The following is a 20,140-nucleotide window of genomic DNA, read 5'->3' as shown; positions in this document are numbered from 1 at the left end:
GCCATCGAGCTCAAGAGTTCAATACGCCGATGTCAGCGACCAATACGCTACCGGTTGCGGACTCCGTGATGTAGAGCCGATCTTTGTTCGCACCACCGATGGCAACATTGGTGCAAATTCGGCCCTGCACACGACTTGACCCGCGCTATCAATTCGCCATTGGGCGCGAACACGAAGACATGGCCGAGCGAGGCGTGGCCGACGAACAGGCGGCCCTTGGCATCCATGGTCATGCCATCGGGGCCGCTGGTACCGAACAGCGAGCAGAAGCGGCCGACCTTCGACACGCTGCCGTCCTTCATGAACGGCAACCGCCACACCGCGTTGTCGCGCGTCATCGCGACGAACAGCACGGTCTCGGTTGGATCGAGCACCAGACCATTCGGACTGATGCCGGTGTTAACAAGGCAATCCAGCCGGCCGCCTGGCGTCAGGCGATAGACACGGCCGCTGGGGTCATGCAGGCCGGTCTGACCCTGGTCGGTGAAATAGATGTCGCCGTTGGAAGCGAGATGCAAATCGTTGCAGCCGCGGAATGATTCCGAATTGCGCGCGGTCAGAACAGGCCTGATGCGTCCTACCTCGGCGTCGAGCTCCATGATGCCGTGCCTGTAGTCGGCGACCAGGATGCGGCCGTCGGCCGCGATCTTCAGCCCGTTCGGCCAACCCTCATATTCGATCGCCAGCGACCACTCGCCGTCGGGCGCGATGCGGAAGATCCGGCCGAACGGAATGTCGACGATGTAGAGATTGCCATCCTTGTCGAACGACGGCCCTTCGATGAAGGAATCCGTCGGCACACCCGGCCGGTTGGCATCGGCCCAATCCGTTCGCTCGCCTTTGCGGCGGAATTCGTCGGGCATGGCGGAGAAGAGCCTGGTCTCGATCAGGCGCGGCGGCGTTTCCAGGTACATCATTGTTGTTTTTGCGTGTTGAGGGCGAGAGCGCGGCACCATAGGGCACAACGGGGCGTGCGTCGATTGGGGTGGAGGCATGGCTGCGCGGAGGGATGACCTGCGCCTGGACGGTCATTAGGCTCCGTCATCCTGAGGTGCGAGGCATACGATGCGGACGCATCGTATGCAGAGCCTCGAAGGATGAACGGCCCCGATGCGGCCGGGCCGCCGTCCTTCGAGGCTTCCGCTTCGCTCCGGCGCCTCAGGATGACGGTGATAGATTGTCGCAAGCGGGCACGAGAGAAGGCAGAGCCGGACCTACCCCGCCGCGCCAGCGAGCTTGGCCTGCTTTGCCGGAGCCACCTCCGTCGTCGCGATCAGGCGCTTCAGCTCGGGGATGCAGGACCCGCAATTGGTGCCGGCCTTGAGCTTTACGCCGATCTCGACGGCCGTGCGCGCGCCTGCGGCGATGGTGTCGCAGATGGTGCCGCGGCCGACGCCGAAGCAGGCACAGACGACAGGGCCGGTCGAGGCCGCGCCCTCGCTCGACTTGCCGGACAGCAGCATGCGGCGCTGCTCGTCGGTGACATGGTCGGCCACGAACAGGCTCTTCACCACGTCCCAGTCCCCGGCATCATGCGCGGGGCCGACGAACAGGCAGGTTTCGATGCGGTCGCCGGTAAACGACGCCGCGCGATAAACGCCACCGCCGAAGTCGCGATAGTCGGCGACGTCCTCGCCGGCGACGCTCTCGAGCCAGGCCGGCCAGCGCGACAGATCCGCATTGTCGGCGAAGAGGTAACCGAAGCCGCCGGTAACAGTGACGCGGGTCCACATCAGGTTCGGCGGCAGCTCCAGCTGCTTGCGCGACAACGCAAAGCCGCGGAAGACGTATTCATAAGGCGCGATCGCAGCCGGTGTCGCCTTGGACTCCGGCTGTCCCGAGAACGGATCGGTGAACGGTGCGATCAGCGCCCCGACGCGACCGTGCGAGGCGTTCATCGCACTCCAGTGGATCGGCGCGAATAGCGTGCCGCGCTGCTGACGGTCGCTGACGACGACCTTGAGGGTGCACTGGCCGTAATCGGTGGTGACGCGGGCATAGCCGTCATGGACGATGTTGTATTTGTTGGCGTCAGCGGGATGAATCTCGACGAACGGCTCGGGAAGATGCGCGCCGAGCCGCTGGCTGAGACCCGTACGGGTCATGGTGTGCCACTGGTCCCGAATGCGTCCGGTGTTGAGCCGCAGCGGCCGCGACGGCCCGGTCTCGCCGCGCAGCGCAGGCACTTCCAGCGCGACGAAGCGGCCCTTGCCGTCATTGGTGAAGAAGCCGCCGGCCGCGAAGAAGCGCTCACCGGGCGCCACGCCTTCGCGCGCGGGCCACTGCACGGGCTTCAACGCATCGAAGGCTTCGTCGGACAGCGATGTCAGCGCGCCGATATCGAAGTCGCGGCTGCCATCGTTCTCGAACGCCGAGAGCGCGGCGTGCTCGCGAAAGATGTCGGCTGCGGATTTGTAATTAAAACTGTCGCCGAAGCCGAGGCGCTTTGCGGTTTCGCTCAGGATCCACCAGTCCGGCCGCGCCTCGCCGGGCGCCGGCAGGAACGAGCGCTGGCGCGAGATGCGTCGCTCGGAATTGGTCACGGTGCCCGACTTCTCCCCCCAGGCGAGCGCGGGCAGCAGCACGTGCGGGCCGGCATCGACCGTGTCGTTGGAGAGCACGTTCTCGGAGACCACGAACAGCTCGAGCTTCTTCAGCGCCTCGCGCACGAAGTCCGCGTCGGGCAGCGACACCGCGGGGTTGGTGCCCATCACCCACAAGGCCTTGACCTCGCCGCGGTTGATGGCTTCGAACAGCTGCACTGCCTTCAACCCTTCATGGGTCGCGATACGCGGCGCCTTCCAGAACCGCCGCACGCGATCGATGTCCGGCGGCGTGAAGTTCATGTGTGCGGCGAGCTGGTTGGCGAGGCCGCCGACCTCGCGGCCGCCCATCGCGTTGGGCTGGCCGGTGAGCGAGAACGGCGAGGCGCCGGGCTTGCCGATGCGGCCCGTGGCGAGATGGCAGTTCAGGATCGCATTGACCTTGTCGGTGCCCTGCGCCGACTGGTTGACACCTTGCGAGTACAGCGTGACGACGCGGGGCGTGTCACGGAACATCTTGAAGAAGGTGGCAACGTCCAGCTCGGAAAGACCGGTCGCCAGTGCGGTGGCGGTGACGCTGCCGGCGATGCTGCGTGCGCGCGCCAGCGCGCCGTCAAAGCCCGACGTGTTTTGCCCGATGTAGTCCTGATCCAGGGCACCATTGTCGGCGAGGTGAACGAACAGGCCGGAGAACAGCGCCGTGTCGGTGCCGGGCTTGAGGCCCAGGAACAGATCGACGTCGGTCGCGGTGTCGGTGCGGCGCGGATCGATCACGATCATGCGCGCGCCGCGTTCCTGCCGGTTCTTCAGCATGCGCTGAAACAGCACGGGATGGCACCATGCGGCGTTCGAGCCGACAAAGACGAGCAAATCGGCCTGGTCGAGATCCTCGTAGCAGCCGGGTACGGTGTCGGCGCCGAAGGCGCGACGGTGACCGGCGACCGAGGACGACATGCATAGCCGCGAATTGGTGTCGACGTTCGCCGTGCCGACAAAGCCCTTCATCAGCTTGTTGGCGACGTAATAATCCTCGGTCAGCAACTGGCCCGAGAGATAGAATGCGACCGCGTCGGCGCCGTCGCGCGCGACGATGTGCTGCATGCGGTGGGCGACGTGATCGAGCGCATCGCTCCAGGCGACGCGTTCGAGCACGCCCTTGCAGCGGATCATCGGATAGAGCAGCCGGCTTTCCAGCCCGACGGTCTCGCCGAGCGCCGAACCCTTGGAGCAGAGCCGGCCGAAATTGGCAGGATGATCGGGGTCGCCGGCAATCGCCACGCCGCCCTTGCCGTCTGGCGTCGCCAGCACGCCGCAGCCGACGCCGCAATACGGACAGGTCGTCTTGGTGGCGCGGAGCTCAGGATCGATCGCCGTCATATCAAGCCGCCTCTATCAAGCCGCTTTGGAGGGACCCGCGAGCGCGCGGCCGAACATCATGTCGGCGCGGATCGCCGCCACCTTTTCGCGGTTGCGGATCAGTTCGAGATACCAGAGCGCATCGACGGTATCGCCAATCAGCAGGGCGCCGGTGAGCCGGCCCTCGGCGATGACGAGCTTCTTGTAGGTGCCGCGCCTGCGGTCTGACAGCACGAGGCTCTCGCTGCCCTCCCCGCCCATGAAGTCGCCGGCGGAGAATACGCTGACGCCCGACACTTTCAGATTGGTCGAGACCACGCTGCCCTGATAGGCCGCGGGACGGCCGGAGAGATGCCGCGCCAGCACGCGCGCCTGCTCGTAGGCAGGTTCGACCAGGCCGTAGCAAGTTCCGCGATGCTCGGCGCACTCGCCGAGCGCGTAGATATCGGGTGACGCCGTCTGCATCTCGTCGTTGACGACGATGCCGCGGTTGACTGCGATGCCGGCGTCTTTTGCGAGCGCAATGTTGGGCCTGATGCCGGCAGCGAAGATCACCGCGTCGGCCTCGATGCGGCTGCCGTCGGCAAGCTCGACCGCTTCGACATGGCCCTCGCCATGGATGCGGGCTGTGGATGCATTGAGCAGGATGCGAATGCCCTTGCGCTCGACCAGCGTCTTGAGCAGGTCGGCGGCGGGGGCATCGAGCTGGCGCTCCATCAGCCGGTCCATCAGGTGCAGCAGCGTCACGGGCGCTCCGGCCTTGGCGAGGCCATAAGCCGCTTCAAGACCGAGCAGACCGCCGCCGACCACGACCACGCGTTTCTTAGCTGCGGCAAGGGTCAGCAGCAGATCGACGTCGCGGGTGTCGCGAAAGGTGTGCACGCCGGCGAGATCGGCGCCCGGCACGTTGAGCCGCAGCGGCGTCGAGCCGACGGCGAGCACGAGCTTGGAATATTCCATGCTCTCTTCGCCTTCGATCTTGAGCTCGCGTCGGCCGGTGTCGATCTCGGTGACGCGATAGCCGTAGCGCACCGTGACGCCGCGATGGCGCCACCAGTCGGCGGGCCGGAGCTCGATCTCGTGCGAGCCGGTCTCGCCGGCCAGCACCGAGGAGAGCAGAACGCGGTTGTAAGCGAGCCGCGGCTCTTCGCCGATCACGGCGACCGCGTAGCGGCCGAGCGCGGTCTTCGCGAGCTCGTCGACCAGACGCGCGGCCGCCATACCGTTACCGACGATGACCAGCGGTTCACTCACAACGCATCTCCTATTCAGCGGCCTGCGGCTGTGCGCCGTAGGCCTCGGAAATCATGTAGCCGGACAACACGCCGTAGGCGTCGGTCCAGGCGGTGGCGAGTTCGGGCGTCCAGGCCTCGCCGAGCCCCTTCTCCAGGGTCCACAGCAAGGTCGCGCCGACCACCGGGTAGTGCTCGGCCTTGGCGCCGTAGCCGACGTGACGCTTCGCAAGCGCCGAGGCCGCCGGAAGAATCGAGTCCAGGTTCGACAGACCGCCGACGACGGCAGCGAGCATGCCCATCAGCTTCTTGCGCTGCTCGGTCATGTCCTCGGGGAACATCGCGCGCACGGACGGCGCGACCTCGAACAGGCGATCGTAGAACAGCACCGCGGCCTGCGCGGAAATCGGCGCGACCTTGGCAAAGCTCTGCTGGACGAGGGTGATCTGTTCTGACGTCATGATGTTCTCCTGCCTGTTGGGTTTGCCTTGGTGCGCGCCATTGCGAACCAGGTTCATTGTCAAACTGTCGGGCAATGCTTCTCCGCGCGTACGGGGAGAAGCGAGATTCGTACCAAGTGTTAAACTCGCGCGCCGGCGAGGCTTGACGCGCCTTCACCCTGCGGGCTGCGACGCAGATAGAACCACCAGGTCAGCGCGAGACAGGAGGCGTAGAAGCCGAGATAGATCGCAAGCGCGAGCTGCGGCCCGCCGGTCAGCGCGATCGACTTGCCGAATCCGGTCGGGATCAGATAGCCGCCGACGGCGCCGACCGCTCCGATGAAGCCGACCGCAGCACCGCTCTCGATGCTCGCCGTCTTCAAGGCGACCGCGCGCTCCGCAGCGCCCTTGCCGCGCACCTTGAACAAATTCTGCTCGCGGAAGATCGAGGGGATCATGCGGTAGGTCGAGCCGTTGCCGATTCCCGTCGTCACGAACAGGACCAGGAACATCGAGAGGAAGCCGATGAAATCCTTGTGCCCGACGAAATAGAGCACGCCGATCGTGGCGCCTGCCATCACGATGAAATTCCAGAACGTGATCACCGAGCCGCCGATCCTGTCCGCAAGCCAGCCGCCGAGCGGCCGCGACAGCGAGCCGACCAGCGGTCCCAGGAACGCGATCGCAATCGTGACTTGCGGGAACTGGGTCTTGATCAGCAGCGGAAATGCCGCCGAGTAGCCGATGAAGGAGCCGAACGTGCCAATATAGAGATACGCCATGATCCAGGTGTGCTTGCGCTTGACCACGGCGAGCTGGTTCTTGATCGACGACTTGGCCGTGGTCAGGTTGTTCATGAAGAACACTGCGCCGAACACCGCGATCGCGATCGGCAGCACCCACATCAGGCCGGCGTTTTGCAGGAAAACACCATCGACAGGCGTTGCCTGGAACAGGTTGATGACGGCGAGCGTCATCAGGATCGGGGTCAGGAGCTGCACGCTGGACACGCCGATATTGCCGCCGGCCGCATTCAGTCCGAGCGCCCACCCCTTCATCCGGTCCGGGAAGAAGAACGAGATGTTGGTCATGCTGGAGGCAAAATTGCCGCCGCCTAGGCCGGCGGTCGAGGCAATCAGCAGCATCAGCCAGAACGGCGTGTCGGGCTGGCCGACGAAATAGGCGAGCGAGAGCGTCGGAATGAACAGGATCGCCGCACTGAAGATGGTCCAATTGCGACCGCCGAAGGTCGTCACCGCGAAGGTGTAGGGAAAGCGCATCAACGCGCCGATCAGCCCGGGCACCGCGACGAGCTGGAACAGCTGGTCGGTGGTGTAGTGGAAGCCCGCCTGCGGCAGCTTGGTGGTGACGATGCTCCAGATCAGCCAGACCGAGAAGCCGATATGTTCGGCCACGATCGACCAGATCAGGTTGCGTCCCGCGATAGTTTTGCCAGTCGCATTCCAGAACGCCTCATCTTCGGGACGCCAGTCCGAAATCCAAGTCCGACTCTTGGTCATTGCAGAATCCCTTCCAGGCTCACCGCTGCGTCGTTGCAGGCTCAGCCTCCGGCCACGGAGGCGCGCTCCGAGGCTTCACCCCCGGTGGCGAGTTACGATGCTGATTGATGATGTTGAGGGACGTCGTCGTTGGCGTCGCGATTGGTGCTTCAATTTCCGTGCCAACTGCCCGCATTCCGGAAACGCAAGAGATTCAGGAGCTTGTTCGTAGTGCTCCGGACTTTCGCAGGACTATTTCGCACGCAAATTTTGCGATTCGCTCAATCCCTGTGCGGCGCACAAGGATTGAGCTTGATGCAACCGATTTGAACGTGCATGCGCGCCTGCTCACGCCGCTTCCGGATTGACCGCTGGTTTCGTCGGCGCCTTTGACACGGCTCCATGCTCGTAAGCTTCGAGAAAATCGAGCAACTCGCGGCGATATCGGTAGTAATTGGGGTGCTCGAGCAGAGCCTTTCGCGTGCGCGGCCGAGGGATGTCGACCTCCATGATGTGACCGATCCGGGCGTATGGTCCGTTGGTCATCATCACCACGCGGTCGGCAAGCAGGATCGCCTCGTCGACATCATGGGTCACGCACATCGCCGTCACTTGCGTGCGCTTCCAGACCTCCATCAGTACCTCCTGGAGGTCCCAGCGGGTGAGGCTGTCCAGCATGCCGAACGGCTCGTCCAGCAACAGCAATTTTGGCGACAGCGCGAAGGCACGCGCGATGCCGACTCGTTGGCGCATGCCGTTCGACATTGCCGCAGCCGACTTGTCGAAAGAATCCGCAAGCCCGACCCGCTCGAGGTAATAGTCGACGATCTCGTCGCGCTGCCGCCGCGTGGCGTGCGGATAGACACGGTCGACTCCGAGCGCAACGTTCTCGCGCGCCGTCAGCCAGGGAAACAATGAAGGCGCCTGGAACACGACCGCTCGGTCTGGACCGGCCGTCGTTACCTCGCGGCCGTCGAGAATGATGCCCCCGAGAGAGACCTCGTTGAGACCTGCGGTCATCGACAGCACCGTCGACTTGCCGCAGCCGGAATGACCGATCACCGAGATGAACTCGCCCTTGCGAACCTTGAGATCGAAGTTCTCCACGATGGTCAGCGGCCCCGTCGGCGTCGGATAGACCTTCGAGAGCCGGGAGAATTCGAGATAGCGGTCGGTGTTGATGGTCACCGTAGCAGCCGCCTTCTGATAGGCCGTCGGCGGCTTGTCCATCTGTGTGATGGATACGACGTTGGGCAGCGTACGAACCGTCGCATCGGCATCGGCCGAGCGCTCTTTCGCGACGTCAAGGAGATAGCCGGTGACGGCCTGCCGCAGCCGCTTGAAATGCGGATCCTCGTTGATCGAGGACCGGTCGCGCGGGCGCGGGATGTCGACTTTGAACTGCTGCCCGAGCGTCGCGTTCGGGCCCGGCAACAACGGAATGATGCGATCGGCGAGCAGGATCGCTTCGTCGACGTCATTGGTAACCAGCACCACGGTGCGCTTGTCGCGCGACCAGATGTCGACGATCTCGTCCTGGAGCTTGGCGCGGGTCAACGCGTCGAGTGCCGATAGCGGCTCGTCGAGCAGCAATATCTCAGGGCTGGTTGCAAGCGCACGGGCAACGGCGACGCGCTGACGCATGCCGCCGGACAGTTCGGCCGGCAGGCGGGTCGCCGCGTGCGTAAGCCCGACCATGTCTATGTAGCGGTCGACGCGGCCGGCGCGCTGAGCCTTGCTTTCGCGGGCAAACACCTGATCGACAGCGAGAGCGATGTTGCCGCGTACCGTCAACCACGGCATCAGCGAGTACGACTGAAAGACGATGCCGCGGTCCGGGCCGGGCCCCGCGACCGGTTTGCCCTTGAGCGTGATCTCGCCGGCATCCGGCTGCACCAGCCCGGCGATCGCCGAGATCAGTGTCGTCTTGCCGCTGCCCGAGAAGCCCACGATGGCGATGAACTCGCCCTCGGCGACCTCAAGATTGACATTCGACAGCACGTCGGTGCGCTTGGCGCCGGTACCGTAGCCCTTGCGGAGCCCTTTCAGCGACAGGAACGACATCAGGGCCTCAGCGCTGGCTGGAAAAGGTGAAAGCGGACTGGAGCGCGTACATCACGCGATCGAGCAGGAAGCCGATGATCCCGATCGTCAGCACAGCCAGGATGATCCGGGCCAGCGACTGCGACGAGCCGTTCTGAAACTCGTCCCAGACGAATTTCCCAAGGCCCGGATTCTGCGCGAGCATTTCCGCCGCGATCAGCACCATCCAGCCCACGCCGAGAGAGAGTCTCAATCCGGTGAAGATCAGCGGCAGCGAACTTGGCAGGACCAGCTTGGTGACGGTGCGCCATGTCGGCAGCTGCAGGACGCGGCCGACGTTGAGCAGGTCCTTGTCGATCGAAGCCACTCCAAGCGCCGTGTTTATCAACGTCGGCCACAATGAACACAGCGTCACCGTGATGGCGGAGATGACCAACGACTTCGGTAGCAATTCCGACGGGTTCACATAAAGCGCCGAGACCACCATGGTCACGATCGGGAGCCACGCAAGCGGCGATACCGGCTTGAATATCTGGATCAGCGGATTGAGAGCACTGTTCATGGTCCGGGAGAGGCCGCACAGGATACCGAGCGGCACGGCAACAAGCGTCGCCACGGCAAAGCCGAGCGCCACCGTCATGAGACTGGTTAGTATTTGGTCGAAGTAAGTTGGCTTGCCGGCATAGCCACGATGCCGGACATCCTCGGGATGACCGTCAGCGACCACTTTGGCGTTACGTTGATCCTGGCGTTCGTAGAAGGCCGCCCGCTTGGCGCGCTCCGCCAGATGGTCGGCGTACAGGTTTCCGGCCTGCGTCCAGACCTCGGCGGGCCCCGGGATGGCGCCGAGCGACGTCTTGACCCGCGGCGCGGCCCAGGCCCATGCCAGAAGGAAGACACCGATGCCAATCAGCGGCACCAGCAATCCCTGGCGTAGCTCCTTCAACTGCGGCTTGACGCTGTCGCCGGCCGCAATGCGGGCCAGCGGCACGAGCCATCCCAATCCGAGGATGTTGAGATAAATCGCTGCTGCATTGATGCGCGCAAACACCCGCTCCCGGCGGGCACGCTTGCGCTCCTCTGCGCTGAGGTCGATGTAGTCGGTAACCGCTGCCATAGTCTTGTCCCTCGGCGTTCATCGCCCGACTTCGAGTGAGGAGACCGGGCCGTCCTGACGGCGGCCCGGCTCATGCGCGTCAGCCGTCGATGACCTTGGCACCGTCGATCTTCTGCTTGCCCTTCAGACCGATCTTCAGGCTATCGATGTAGGCGTTGGGCTTGCGACCGTCGTAAGTGACGCCATCGATGAATTCCGAGGTCGGCGCACGATAACCCTCGCTCTCCCAGGGGAAGTCGTCCTTGTTCGCTTTGCCGTCGGCGATCAGAAGCTTGGCCGCGGAAAGATAGATATCCGGACGATACACGCTCTTGGCCGTCGCCTCGTACCAGGCGTCGTCCCTGGCCTCCGCGATCTGCCCCCACCGGCGCATCTGCGTCAGATACCAGACCGCGTCGGAATAGTAGGGATAGGTCGCGAAATAGCGGAAGAACACATTGAAGTCCGGAATGGAGCGCTTGTCGCCTTTCTCGTATTCGAAAGTGCCGGTCATCGAATTGGCGATGACCGCCTTGTCGGCGCCGACATATTCGGGCTTCGACAACAGCTCGACGGCCTTGGCGCGATTGGCGTTGGCATTCTCGTCCAGCCACATCGCGGCGCGGATCAGCGCCTTGGTCAGCGCCAGCACGGTGTTTGGATTCTTGTCGGCAAAGGCCGCGGTGATGCCGAACACTTTCTCCGGATTGTTCTTCCAGATCTCGTAATCGGTGATCACGGGCACGCCGATGCCCTTGAACACCGCGGCCTGGTTCCAGGGCTCGCCGACGCAGTAGCCGTTGATGGTGCCGGCTTCCAGCGTCGCTGGCATCTGTGGCGGCGGCGTCACCGACAGCAGCGCTTCGGCCCCGACCGTTCCGGTCACGTCGCCGGACGAATAATAGCCGGGGTTGATGCCGCCCGAAGCGAGCCAGTAGCGCAGCTCGTAATTATGGGTCGACACCGGGAAGACCATGCCCATTTTGAAAGACTTGCCGTCGGCCTTCAGCTTCTCGATCGCCGGACGCAACGTATCGGCCTTGATCGGATGCACGAGCTTGCCGCTCGCATCCTTCGGGATGTTCGGCTTCATCATCGCGAAGATCTCGTTCGAGACCGTGATGGCGTTTCCATTGAGGTCCATCGAGAACGGCGTGATGATGTGCGCCTTCGTGCCAAAGCCGATCGTGGCCGCCAATGGCTGGCCCGCCAGCATGTGCGCGCCGTCCAGCTCGCCACTGATGACGCGGTCCAGCAGAACTTTCCAGTTGGCCTGCGCCTCCAGCGTGACGAACAGACCTTCGTCCTCGAAGTACCCGTTCTCCTTGGCCACCGCGAGCGGCGCCATGTCGGTGAGCTTGATGAATCCGAGCTTCAGTTCTTCCTTCTCGGGTTTGAGCGCGGCGGCGCGGACGCGGCCGGGAGCGACCGCAAACGCCGCGGCGACGGTGCCTGCGGCGAGGAACGTGCGGCGGTCGAGGAGCATGAGCGCGTTCGCGCTGGCTCCGCCAAGATGGTGGCCGTGACGACCGCTGCGCGAGGACTGATCAATTGGCTTCGTCATTGAATGTGATGATCCTTTGTGACCGGAGCGACTATCCGCACATGCCGACCGCACGACGCGCACGGCGGCGCGTCTCCGGGGAAGCCCCGGATGGCAGAAGTCACAATTCGGATGGAGATCTTCGAGGGACGGCATCGATGGCGTCGCGCATTCTCAAACAAGAAGCGTGCCAAAGCGAAGAAATCGACAATGCCAAGCAAAAACAGAGCGTTGCGCCGAAGCGACTCTCTGTTGGCAAATCTCCGCACGCCGTCAAATTTGGCGAACAGCCCAGTTCTTGTGCGTCGCACAAAAATTGGGCAGGCCTGACTTCGTGCCTCTCGGAACCTTGGTCCATCGATGGTCCGCTCGACATGGAAAGGCGCAAAACACACCGTAACCGCGCCAGCACTGGTCGCGATGCGTGGCCCGTCATCTGGCACGTGGATTGCTTGCACAGTAACCACTCAGTCAACGACGACTGCGGTCCGCCGACATGTTGAGGCCTCCAAAGGCTGAAACTCGGGGAGAGCAATATTGCTTCGCTGGGCCCATCGGGCACAGTCGTCGTCACGCGATCCCAAGCGAGATTCCGAATTCCTTTGGTCCGCAGATTGCCGGTTCACCGGCTCGTGCGGAGGCAGCGTCTCGACAACGGTACCGTCCGAAACCGCCACGCTATTCTCACACGAGCAAAAGGAACCATTGATGTCGTATCTCGCGCCTTCGGAATTCGTCACCAAGATGGTGGATGCGGGCGAATCCAAGATCTTCATGTCCACCCGCGACACCATCATCCGCGCCTATATGGCCGGCGCCATCCTGGCGCTCGCGGCGTGGTTCGCCGTCACCATCAACGTGAACACGGGGCAGCCGCTGATCGGCGCGCTGCTGTTCCCCGTCGGATTCTCGATGCTCTATTTGTTGGGCTTCGACCTTTTGACCGGCGTGTTCGTGCTGGCGCCGCTGGCGCTGATCGACAAGCGCCCCGGCGTAACCTTCGGCGGCGTGCTGCGGAACTGGAGCCTCGTCTTCGTCGGCAATTTCGCAGGCGCCCTTACGGTGGCCTTCATGATGGCCTTCGTCACGACTTTCGGCTTCACGCAGGATCCGGACAAGGTCGGCACGGCGATCGGCAATATCGGCGAAGGCCGCACGCTCGGCTATGCCGCGCACGGCGCGGCCGGCATGGCGACGCTGTTCATCCGCGGAATGCTCTGCAACTGGATGGTCTCGACCGGCGTCGTCGGCGCCATGATCTCCACCTCGGTCCCCGGCAAGGTCATCGCGATGTGGATGCCGATCCTGGTGTTCTTCTACATGGTGTTCGAGCATTCCGTCGTGAACATGTTCCTGTTCCCGTCCGGCCTGATGCTGCACGCGAAATTCTCGATCATGGACTATTTGATCTGGAACGAGATCCCGACCGTGCTCGGCAATCTCGTCGGCGGCCTCGCCTTCACCGGCATGACCCTCTACGCCACGCACGTCCTGACCCAGCCGAAGCGCCAGGCGAGCAAGGCCTCGTCGCCCCGCATTGCGGCCTGATACGTCTCGACAGGAGAGCCTCGCCCGATCAGGGTGAGGCTCCCCTTTGCCGGTGATGACGATGACCCGCGGACTTCAGATCTCGGTCGGCCAGCATTCCGACAAGGGTCGCAAGCCCATCAACCAGGATTTTCACGGCGTCCTCGTTCCGGACGAGCCGATGCTCAGTCTGAAGGGCATTGCGGCGGTCCTCGCCGACGGCATCTCCAGCAGCACGGTGAGCCAGATCGCCAGCGAGTCGGCGGTCAAGAGCTTCCTGATGGACTATTACTGCACGTCGGAATCCTGGACGGTGAAGACCTCCGCCCGCCGCGTGCTCGACGCGACCAATTCCTGGCTCCACGCGCAGACGCGCAAGAGCCAATATGCCTATGACCGCGACAAGGGTTATGTCTGCACGCTGAGCGCCATGGTCATCAAGGCGACCACCGCGCACATCTTCCACGTCGGCGACTGTCGCGTCTACCGCGTGGCGGGCAAGGCGCTCGAGCAGCTGACCGACGATCACCGGATCATCGTGTCCTCGGAGCAGACTTATCTTGGCCGTGCGCTCGGCATCAATCCACAGCTCGAGATCGACTACCAGAATTTCGAGATCGAGACTGGCGACACGTTCCTGCTGGCGACCGACGGCGCCTATGAATTCGTCGACGCGCGTTTCGTCACCAGCGCGCTCAGCGAGCATGCAGCCGAGCTCGACGGGGCGGCGAAGGCGATCGTCGAGGAAGCCTACCGGCGCGGCAGCGACGACAACATCACGGTCCAGATCCTCCGCATCGACGCGGTGCCGCAGCGCGAGCCGGCCGGCATCTTCAACCAGACCTCGCAGCTGCCGCTTCCCCCGCTGCCGGAGCCGCGGGCCATCTTCGACGGCTACAGGATCGTCCGCGAAATCCACGCCAGCAGCCGCAGCCATATCTACCTTGCCGTCGACGCTATGACCGAGGAGCCGGTCGCGCTCAAGCTGCCGTCGATCGATTTGCGCGACAATGCCGCCTACCTGAAGCGCTTCCTGATGGAGGAGTGGATCGCGCGCCGGATCGACAGCCCGCATGTGCTCAAACCGCTCTCACAGTCGCGCCGGCGCGGTTACCTCTACGTCGCGACCGAATTCGTCGAAGGTCAGACCTTGCGGCAATGGATGACGGACAACCCGCGCCCCGATCTCGAAACCGTCCGCAGACTGGTCGAGCAAATCGCCGCGGGCCTGCGCGCCTTCCACCGCATGGAAATGCTGCATCAGGATCTCAGGCCCGACAACATCCTGATCGACAAGACCGGCACCGCGAAGATCATCGACTTCGGATCGGTGAAGGTGGCTGGCGTCGCGGAGGCCGCGCCACAGGACGAGGCCGACGAAATTCTGGGAACGGTCCAGTACACGGCGCCGGAATATTTTCTTGGGCAGGGCGGCTCGCCGCGCTCCGACATGTTTTCACTCGCCGTGATCTGCTACCAGATGCTGACGGGAAAGCTTCCCTACGGCACCCAAATCGCCAGGATCCGGCGCAAGGCGGACGTGCGGAGGCTCAAATACCGCCCGGCCGATGACGACAGCAACGTGCCTGCCTGGGTCGACGGCGCGCTCAGACGTGCGCTCCATCCGGATCCCTACAAGCGGCACGAGGATCTGTCCGAATTCGTCTTCGAGCTTCGCACGCCCAATCCGGCCTATCTCGACACACGGATCACGCCGCTATTGGAGCGCAGCCCGTTGATGTTCTGGAAATTGACCACGGCAGCGCTCGCCTGCGTCGTCTTGGTCCTGCTTGCGATGTTGCACGCGCGCTGATCAGGGGTGTCGCCACGCAAGGGTCACCACGTGATGAGCGGAGAACGATGCAGCCAGGTATCGTTGCGCACCTGATCGAGCACGAATTTCGCAACGTCTTCGCGCGCGATGCTGCCGCCATGGAAGCCTGAAAGATCCGTCAGGGCCCGAACCGAGCCTCGGCGGGACTTGTTATTGAGGATCGAGGGGCGAACCAGGACCCAGTCCAGCCCGCTGTCTCTGACGATCGCTTCCTGTCGGTTCTTGTCGGCGTACACCTTCTTGAGGAGAAGCGGAAAGATCACATTGTCGGCGACAAAGCCGCCGTGCCCTGCACTGTCGCCGGCGCCCATCCCCGTGATGCAAACCAGCCGCGAGACCTGCTCGGCCTTCATCGCGCTCACGAGCGTGCGCGTCGCGGTCGAGAGAAGCGTCACCTCGCGGAACGGGCTTACCGGTGTACCCAGCGCACTGACCACGGCGTCACGGCCTATGAGGGCTTCGCGCAGGGCTGTTTCGTCGCGGGCGTCTCCGGCGATGAGCTTCGCCCCCGTGATGTCACTTGCCTTCCCTGCGGAACGCACCAGCACAGTGACGTCGTAGCCCCGCGCCACCGCCTGGTTGACGATCAGGCGACCGGTGCCACCGGTCGCTCCAAGCACCAATATCTTCGTTGCGCCTCCCGGATTCACCGGAACAGTGGCGATTGAAGAGGTCATGATAGGAGTCCTCGTTGTCGTGATGGGGACGTGCCCATGCCGTCAGGCAGTGGCCGTGATCTCGGAGACGAAGTCGCGATAGGAGCGGAGGGGACGGCCCAGCAGCGCGGTCAGGCGCTCGACGTCGCCTGTCTCGGGGACCATTCCCTCGGTGAGGAAACGCTCGCTCATCAGCCGCATGTCGAAAGCCATCCAGCTCGGCATGAACTGCCGGAGATTCTTCTCGAAGCCGGCGGTATCGTCACCGGGATAGGCGATCGCGCGGCCCAGCACCTCCGACCAGACGGCGGCGGCTTTCGCGCCGGTCAGCGTATCGGGACCGACGAGATTGATGCGCGTGAGCGGAAGCGGTGTTGCGGCGCGCTCACGACGGATGAGCTCGAGGGCCGCGATCTCGCCGATGTCGCGCGCGTCGATCATGGCGAGTCCCCTGCTCCCGATCGGCATCGGATAGATGCCATATCCGGTCACCACGTCCTTGATCGTGAGATCGTTGTTCATAAAATAGGCGGGGCGCAGGATGGTGGCGTTGAAGCCCATCTGCTCGATCATCCGCTCGACGCCGAACTTGCCGGCAAAGTGCGGGACGTTCACGTAGCGATCGCTGTGGATCACCGAGAGGTAGACCACCCGCTCGACGCCGGCGTCGCGGGCGACGTTGAGCGCGATCAGTGCCTGCGTGAATTCATCCGGCACCACTGCGTTGAGCAGGAACAGGGTCGAGACGCCCTTGAATGCGCTACGGATCGAGTCGACGTCGAGCAGGTCGCCCCGCACGACGGTAACGCCTGCCGGGAGGTTTGCCTTGGCAGGATCGCGGGCGAGAGCACGGACATCGGCACCGCGCTTGACGAGCTGTTCGACGACGTGGCGGCCGATGGTGCCGGTTGCGCCGGTAACGAGGATGGTCATGGGGATCACTCCGGGTTGGGTCAGAAGACACAAGGGAAATTAGTGATCCACAAACGAACAGATAGCCGCTATATCTGGACGGACTGTCTCACTGGTGGAACGATGGACCTGCTCGCACTCACTGACTTCAATCTCGTCGCCCGGCACGGCGGGTTCGGACGGGCCGCACGGGCCGCCGGACGCCCGAAAGCCACCCTGTCCCGGCGGGTCGCCGAGCTGGAGGCTGCCCTCGACCTCCGCCTGTTCGAACGGGGAGCGCGCACCCTGAAACTCACGCAGGAAGGGCGCGCCCTTTACGAGCGGACGGGGGCCTTGCTCACCGAGCTTGACGAGACGGCGACAGCGATCGCTTCGGGCGGGGACAGGCCGCGGGGGCGCTTGCGGATCAGCGCGCCTTTGCTGTTCTCGCAGACTGCAATGGGAAACCTCGCGGCGGGGTTCGCGCTCAGATACCCGGAGGTCCGTCTTGACGTCACGACGGAAGATCGCTCCGTCGACATGGTGGAGGAAGGGTATGACCTCGTCATTCGGGTCAATCCCGATCCGGATGACAGCCTTGTCGGACGAATCTTTCTGCGCGATCGGCTGGTGGTGGTGGCGAGCCCAAACCTGGAACGACCGAGGGACGGCATCGCTGTGCCGGCTGTCATGCGCGGCGCGGGCGACCAGCTGACAAGCTGGGAAGTGATGATGCCAGGCGGAAGATCGCGGATCGCGATTGATCCGGTCCTGCGCCTGTCATCGCTCGTCATGGTCCGCGATGCGGTCCGGGCGGGCGTCGGCGCCGCCCGCCTTCCGGTGTCACTGGTCAGTCACGACCTGGCTGCCGGCACGCTGGTGCATTGGGGCGACATCGAGGGACCAGAGATCGCGTTGTGGACGCTCTATCCATCCCGCCGGCTCCTGAGCGCGCGCGTATCCGCCTTCCTCGACTTTATCAAAGAAGCCTTTCCGATGGGGACGCCTGATGAGCTGGCGGCCTTTATCGGGTAATGAGAGACGGCGGGCGCTGCTCGCGCCTGACGGTCAGGCGGGCTCCTCAGCCTTGGTTCCCAGCGGCTTCGGCGCCATGCCGCCGCCGGGCTTGAGGTGGAATTCATAGGTCATCAGGTGCCACTGCCCGTTCGCCTTGGTGCCGTCGGGCATCTCAAGGTCGTTGCGCGGCTCGACCTTGGCGACGAGGTCATCCTTCACGCCGAATACCACGTCGGAATCCAGATATTTGTCGCCGTCCATGAAGACGTGGGTAATCAGCGGCTCGTAGCCCTTGGCATTGACCAGGAAGTGCACATGCGCCGGGCGCATCGGGTGGCGGTTGGTCTGCACGATCATCTCGCCGACCGGGCCGTCGGTCGGGATCGGGTAGCTGCATGGCAAGATGGTGCGGAAGAAGAAGCGGCCGTCGCTGTCGGTGATGAAGCGCGCCCGCGCCGAGGCGCCGACCTCGTCATAGTTCGGCTTCTGCGAGTCGTAGAAGCCGTCATCGTCGGCATGCCAGACGTCGACGGGGACATTCGCGAGCGGCTCGCCCTTGAGATCGGTGACACGGCTCTGCACGAACATCCGTTCGCCGGTTTGATTGTTCGGAGAGATGTCGGTGCCGTGCGCCGTCACCTTGTGCTCGCCGACATAGAACGGCCCAAGCACGGTGGTCTGGGTGGCACCCTCGCGCTCGCGATGGTTGACCGCGTCGACCAGCATGGAGACGCCGAGCACGTCGGACAGCAGGATGAATTCCTGCCGGGTATCCGTGCATTTCTGGCCGGTGCGGGTCAGGAAATCGATGGCGTATTCCCACTCCCCGAAGGTGAGGCCGGTCTTGCTCACGTAATCGTGCAGCGACTTCACCAATTCCTGGAGCAGGAATTTCGCGCGCGGGTCGGGTGTCCGGTCAAAGCTCCGGACGACGGCTTCGGTGAGTTCGGTCTCGTTGAACTGGGTCATGGTGCGTTTGCCTGCGTTTTCTCGTTGGCCCGTTGGGGATCTTTTGGGCTGCTTGGAGGCGTTCCAAGGTGAAGCCTACACCAAACAGCCGGCCGGCGTTAAGCGCGACCGGCTTGGAATGAGACCGCCATATCGGCTATCAACGTCGGACAAAACTGCCCGGAGGAACTGATGCTCGCCCCCACCCCCGCCTCGCCCGAATCCGTTGGCATGTCCAAGGCCGCGCTCGACCGCGTCGATGCGCATCTGAAGAGCCGGTACATCGATGCCGGTCGCTTCCCGGGCACGCATCTCCTGGTCTATCGCCGTGGCAAGATCGCCCACAGCTCGGTGCAGGGTTTTGCCGACGTCGAGCGCAAGCTGCCCGTCAAGGACGACACCATCTACCGCATCTATTCCATGACCAAGCCGCTCACCAGCGTCGCCTTCATGATGCTGGTCGAGCAGGGCCTCGTCGCGATCGATGAACCCGTCGCCAAGTACATTCCGGAATGGAGGGATCTCGGCGTGTTCGTCGCCGGCACCGCGCCTTCCTTCCTGACCCGTCCGCCGACGCGGCCGATGCTGATCGTCGACCTGCTGCGCCACACGTCCGGCCTCACCTATGGCTTCCAGCAGCGCTCGAACGTCGATGCCGCCTACCGCGCTGAAAAGATCGGCGAGGTCGAGAAATCAGGCACGCTCCAGACCATGATCGAGAGCCTCGCAAAAATTCCGCTGGAATTCTCGCCGGGCGAGGCCTGGAACTACTCCGTCTCGACCGACGTGCTCGGCTATCTCGTCGGCAAAATTTCCGGCATACCCTTCGAGCAGTTCCTGAAACAACGCATCCTCGATCCACTCGGCATGACCGACACTGATTTCCACGTGCCGGCTTCCAAGGCCCACCGGTTCGCCGCCTGTTACTCGGCCGACCCGGGTGGCGGCATGACCTTCCATGCCGGCCAGCGGCGCGAGGGCCTGACCCTGCAGGACGATCCAGCCAAGAGCTCGTTCCTGTCGCCGCCGTCCTTGATCTCGGGTGGCGGCGGGCTGTGCTCGACGACGGCCGACTATCTCACCTTCTGCCGTGCGCTGCTCAATGGCGGCGAACTCGGCGGCGTCAGGTTGATCGGGCCGAAGACGCTGGCGCTGATGACGACCAACCACATTCCGGGCGGTCGCTTCCTCCCCGAGGTGTCGCGCTCGCTGTTCTCCGAAGCGACCTATAACGGCATTGGCTTCGGCCTCGGCTTCGCCGTGACCATGCGCCCGGCCGAGACACTGGTCGCCGGCAGCCCCGGTGAATACAATTGGGGCGGCGCGGCCACGACGTCGTTCTGGATCGACCCGGCCGAAGAGCTGATCACCATCTTCATGACGCAGGTGCTGCCGTCGAGCGCCTACCCGCTCCGGCGCGAGCTGCGCAGCATGGTCTACGCCGCGATCACCGAGAGCAATCTGTAGGAAAATTGGACCGATCCCGCGGCATCAGAGCCGCGGGATCAACCCCTG

14 protein-coding genes and 1 pseudogene are annotated in these 20,140 nt (G+C 63.8%); 4 read left to right on the top strand and 11 right to left on the bottom strand.

The annotated features are described in order from the left end of the window. Positions 1-10: 10 nt before the first annotated feature. The 8 genes and pseudogenes from BRA471DRAFT_RS12825 to BRA471DRAFT_RS12790 form a co-directional block, all read right to left on the bottom strand. Positions 11-914 (bottom strand): annotated as a pseudogene (locus BRA471DRAFT_RS12825) (SMP-30/gluconolactonase/LRE family protein). Positions 915-1,214: 300 nt separating this feature from the next. Beyond that, the gene (locus BRA471DRAFT_RS12820) at positions 1,215-3,920 is read right to left on the bottom strand and encodes a nitrate reductase (RefSeq protein WP_007607766.1); all 2,706 of its coding nucleotides are present in this window, start codon (positions 3,918-3,920) and stop codon (positions 1,215-1,217) included. A 15-nt stretch (positions 3,921-3,935) separates the two neighbouring features. Continuing rightward, positions 3,936-5,153 (bottom strand): NAD(P)/FAD-dependent oxidoreductase, encoded by a 1,218-nt coding sequence (locus BRA471DRAFT_RS12815; RefSeq protein ID WP_007607764.1) that lies wholly within the window; start codon positions 5,151-5,153, stop codon positions 3,936-3,938. A 10-nt stretch (positions 5,154-5,163) separates the two neighbouring features. Next, complete coding sequence (locus tag BRA471DRAFT_RS12810; RefSeq protein ID WP_007607762.1) at positions 5,164-5,592, bottom strand: globin family protein; 429 nt, start codon at positions 5,590-5,592, stop codon at positions 5,164-5,166. A gap of 119 nt (positions 5,593-5,711) precedes the next feature. After that, a complete protein-coding gene (locus BRA471DRAFT_RS12805) occupies positions 5,712-7,091 on the bottom strand; it encodes an MFS transporter (protein ID WP_007607760.1) in 1,380 nt (459 codons plus the stop codon). 327 nt (positions 7,092-7,418) lie between these two features. Next, on the bottom strand, positions 7,419-9,134 hold the full coding sequence (locus BRA471DRAFT_RS12800; protein WP_007607758.1) for an ABC transporter ATP-binding protein: 1,716 nt from the start codon (positions 9,132-9,134) through the stop codon (positions 7,419-7,421). A gap of 7 nt (positions 9,135-9,141) precedes the next feature. Further along, positions 9,142-10,230, bottom strand: coding sequence for an ABC transporter permease (locus tag BRA471DRAFT_RS12795; protein WP_007607757.1), 1,089 nt, complete (start codon positions 10,228-10,230; stop codon positions 9,142-9,144). Between the two features lie 79 nt (positions 10,231-10,309). Then, entirely contained in the window at positions 10,310-11,773 is a 1,464-nt protein-coding gene (locus tag BRA471DRAFT_RS12790; protein ID WP_007607756.1) for a CmpA/NrtA family ABC transporter substrate-binding protein, read from the bottom strand. A 687-nt stretch (positions 11,774-12,460) separates the two neighbouring features. Here BRA471DRAFT_RS12790 and BRA471DRAFT_RS12785 point away from each other — a divergent pair. Together BRA471DRAFT_RS12785 and BRA471DRAFT_RS12780 are read left to right on the top strand one after the other, a co-directional pair. Further along, positions 12,461-13,300, top strand: coding sequence for a formate/nitrite transporter family protein (locus BRA471DRAFT_RS12785; RefSeq protein WP_007607755.1), 840 nt, complete (start codon positions 12,461-12,463; stop codon positions 13,298-13,300). Between the two features lie 55 nt (positions 13,301-13,355). Beyond that, positions 13,356-15,092 carry a bifunctional protein-serine/threonine kinase/phosphatase gene (locus BRA471DRAFT_RS12780; protein ID WP_035973908.1) on the top strand — a complete coding sequence of 579 codons (1,737 nt, stop codon included), beginning with the start codon at positions 13,356-13,358 and terminating at the stop codon, positions 15,090-15,092. Between the two features lie 23 nt (positions 15,093-15,115). Here BRA471DRAFT_RS12780 and BRA471DRAFT_RS12775 read toward each other — a convergent pair whose 3' ends face one another. Next, positions 15,116-15,790 carry an NAD(P)-dependent oxidoreductase gene (locus BRA471DRAFT_RS12775; protein ID WP_007607745.1) on the bottom strand — a complete coding sequence of 225 codons (675 nt, stop codon included), beginning with the start codon at positions 15,788-15,790 and terminating at the stop codon, positions 15,116-15,118. A gap of 42 nt (positions 15,791-15,832) precedes the next feature. Continuing rightward, positions 15,833-16,702 carry an SDR family oxidoreductase gene (locus BRA471DRAFT_RS12770; protein WP_007607740.1) on the bottom strand — a complete coding sequence of 290 codons (870 nt, stop codon included), beginning with the start codon at positions 16,700-16,702 and terminating at the stop codon, positions 15,833-15,835. 102 nt (positions 16,703-16,804) lie between these two features. Here BRA471DRAFT_RS12770 and BRA471DRAFT_RS12765 point away from each other — a divergent pair, with 102 nt between their 5' ends. After that, positions 16,805-17,695, top strand: a complete 891-nt coding sequence (locus tag BRA471DRAFT_RS12765; RefSeq protein ID WP_007607732.1) for a LysR family transcriptional regulator — start codon at positions 16,805-16,807, stop codon at positions 17,693-17,695. Positions 17,696-17,728: 33 nt separating this feature from the next. Here BRA471DRAFT_RS12765 and BRA471DRAFT_RS12760 read toward each other — a convergent pair whose 3' ends face one another. Then, positions 17,729-18,646: an intradiol ring-cleavage dioxygenase gene (locus BRA471DRAFT_RS12760; RefSeq protein ID WP_007607730.1), complete on the bottom strand. Its 918-nt coding sequence runs from the start codon at positions 18,644-18,646 to the stop codon at positions 17,729-17,731. Positions 18,647-18,817: 171 nt separating this feature from the next. On the opposite strand from BRA471DRAFT_RS12760, the gene BRA471DRAFT_RS12755 reads away from it, so the two are divergent. After that, positions 18,818-20,092 carry a serine hydrolase gene (locus BRA471DRAFT_RS12755; protein WP_007607728.1) on the top strand — a complete coding sequence of 425 codons (1,275 nt, stop codon included), beginning with the start codon at positions 18,818-18,820 and terminating at the stop codon, positions 20,090-20,092. Positions 20,093-20,140 lie beyond the last annotated feature (48 nt).

Source organism: Bradyrhizobium sp. WSM471, assembly GCF_000244915.1.
In the GTDB taxonomy this organism is placed as follows: Bacteria; Pseudomonadota; Alphaproteobacteria; order Rhizobiales; family Xanthobacteraceae; genus Bradyrhizobium.
Note: the sequence above shows the minus strand (reverse complement) of the source record. Positions and strands in the feature narration are given on the sequence as shown.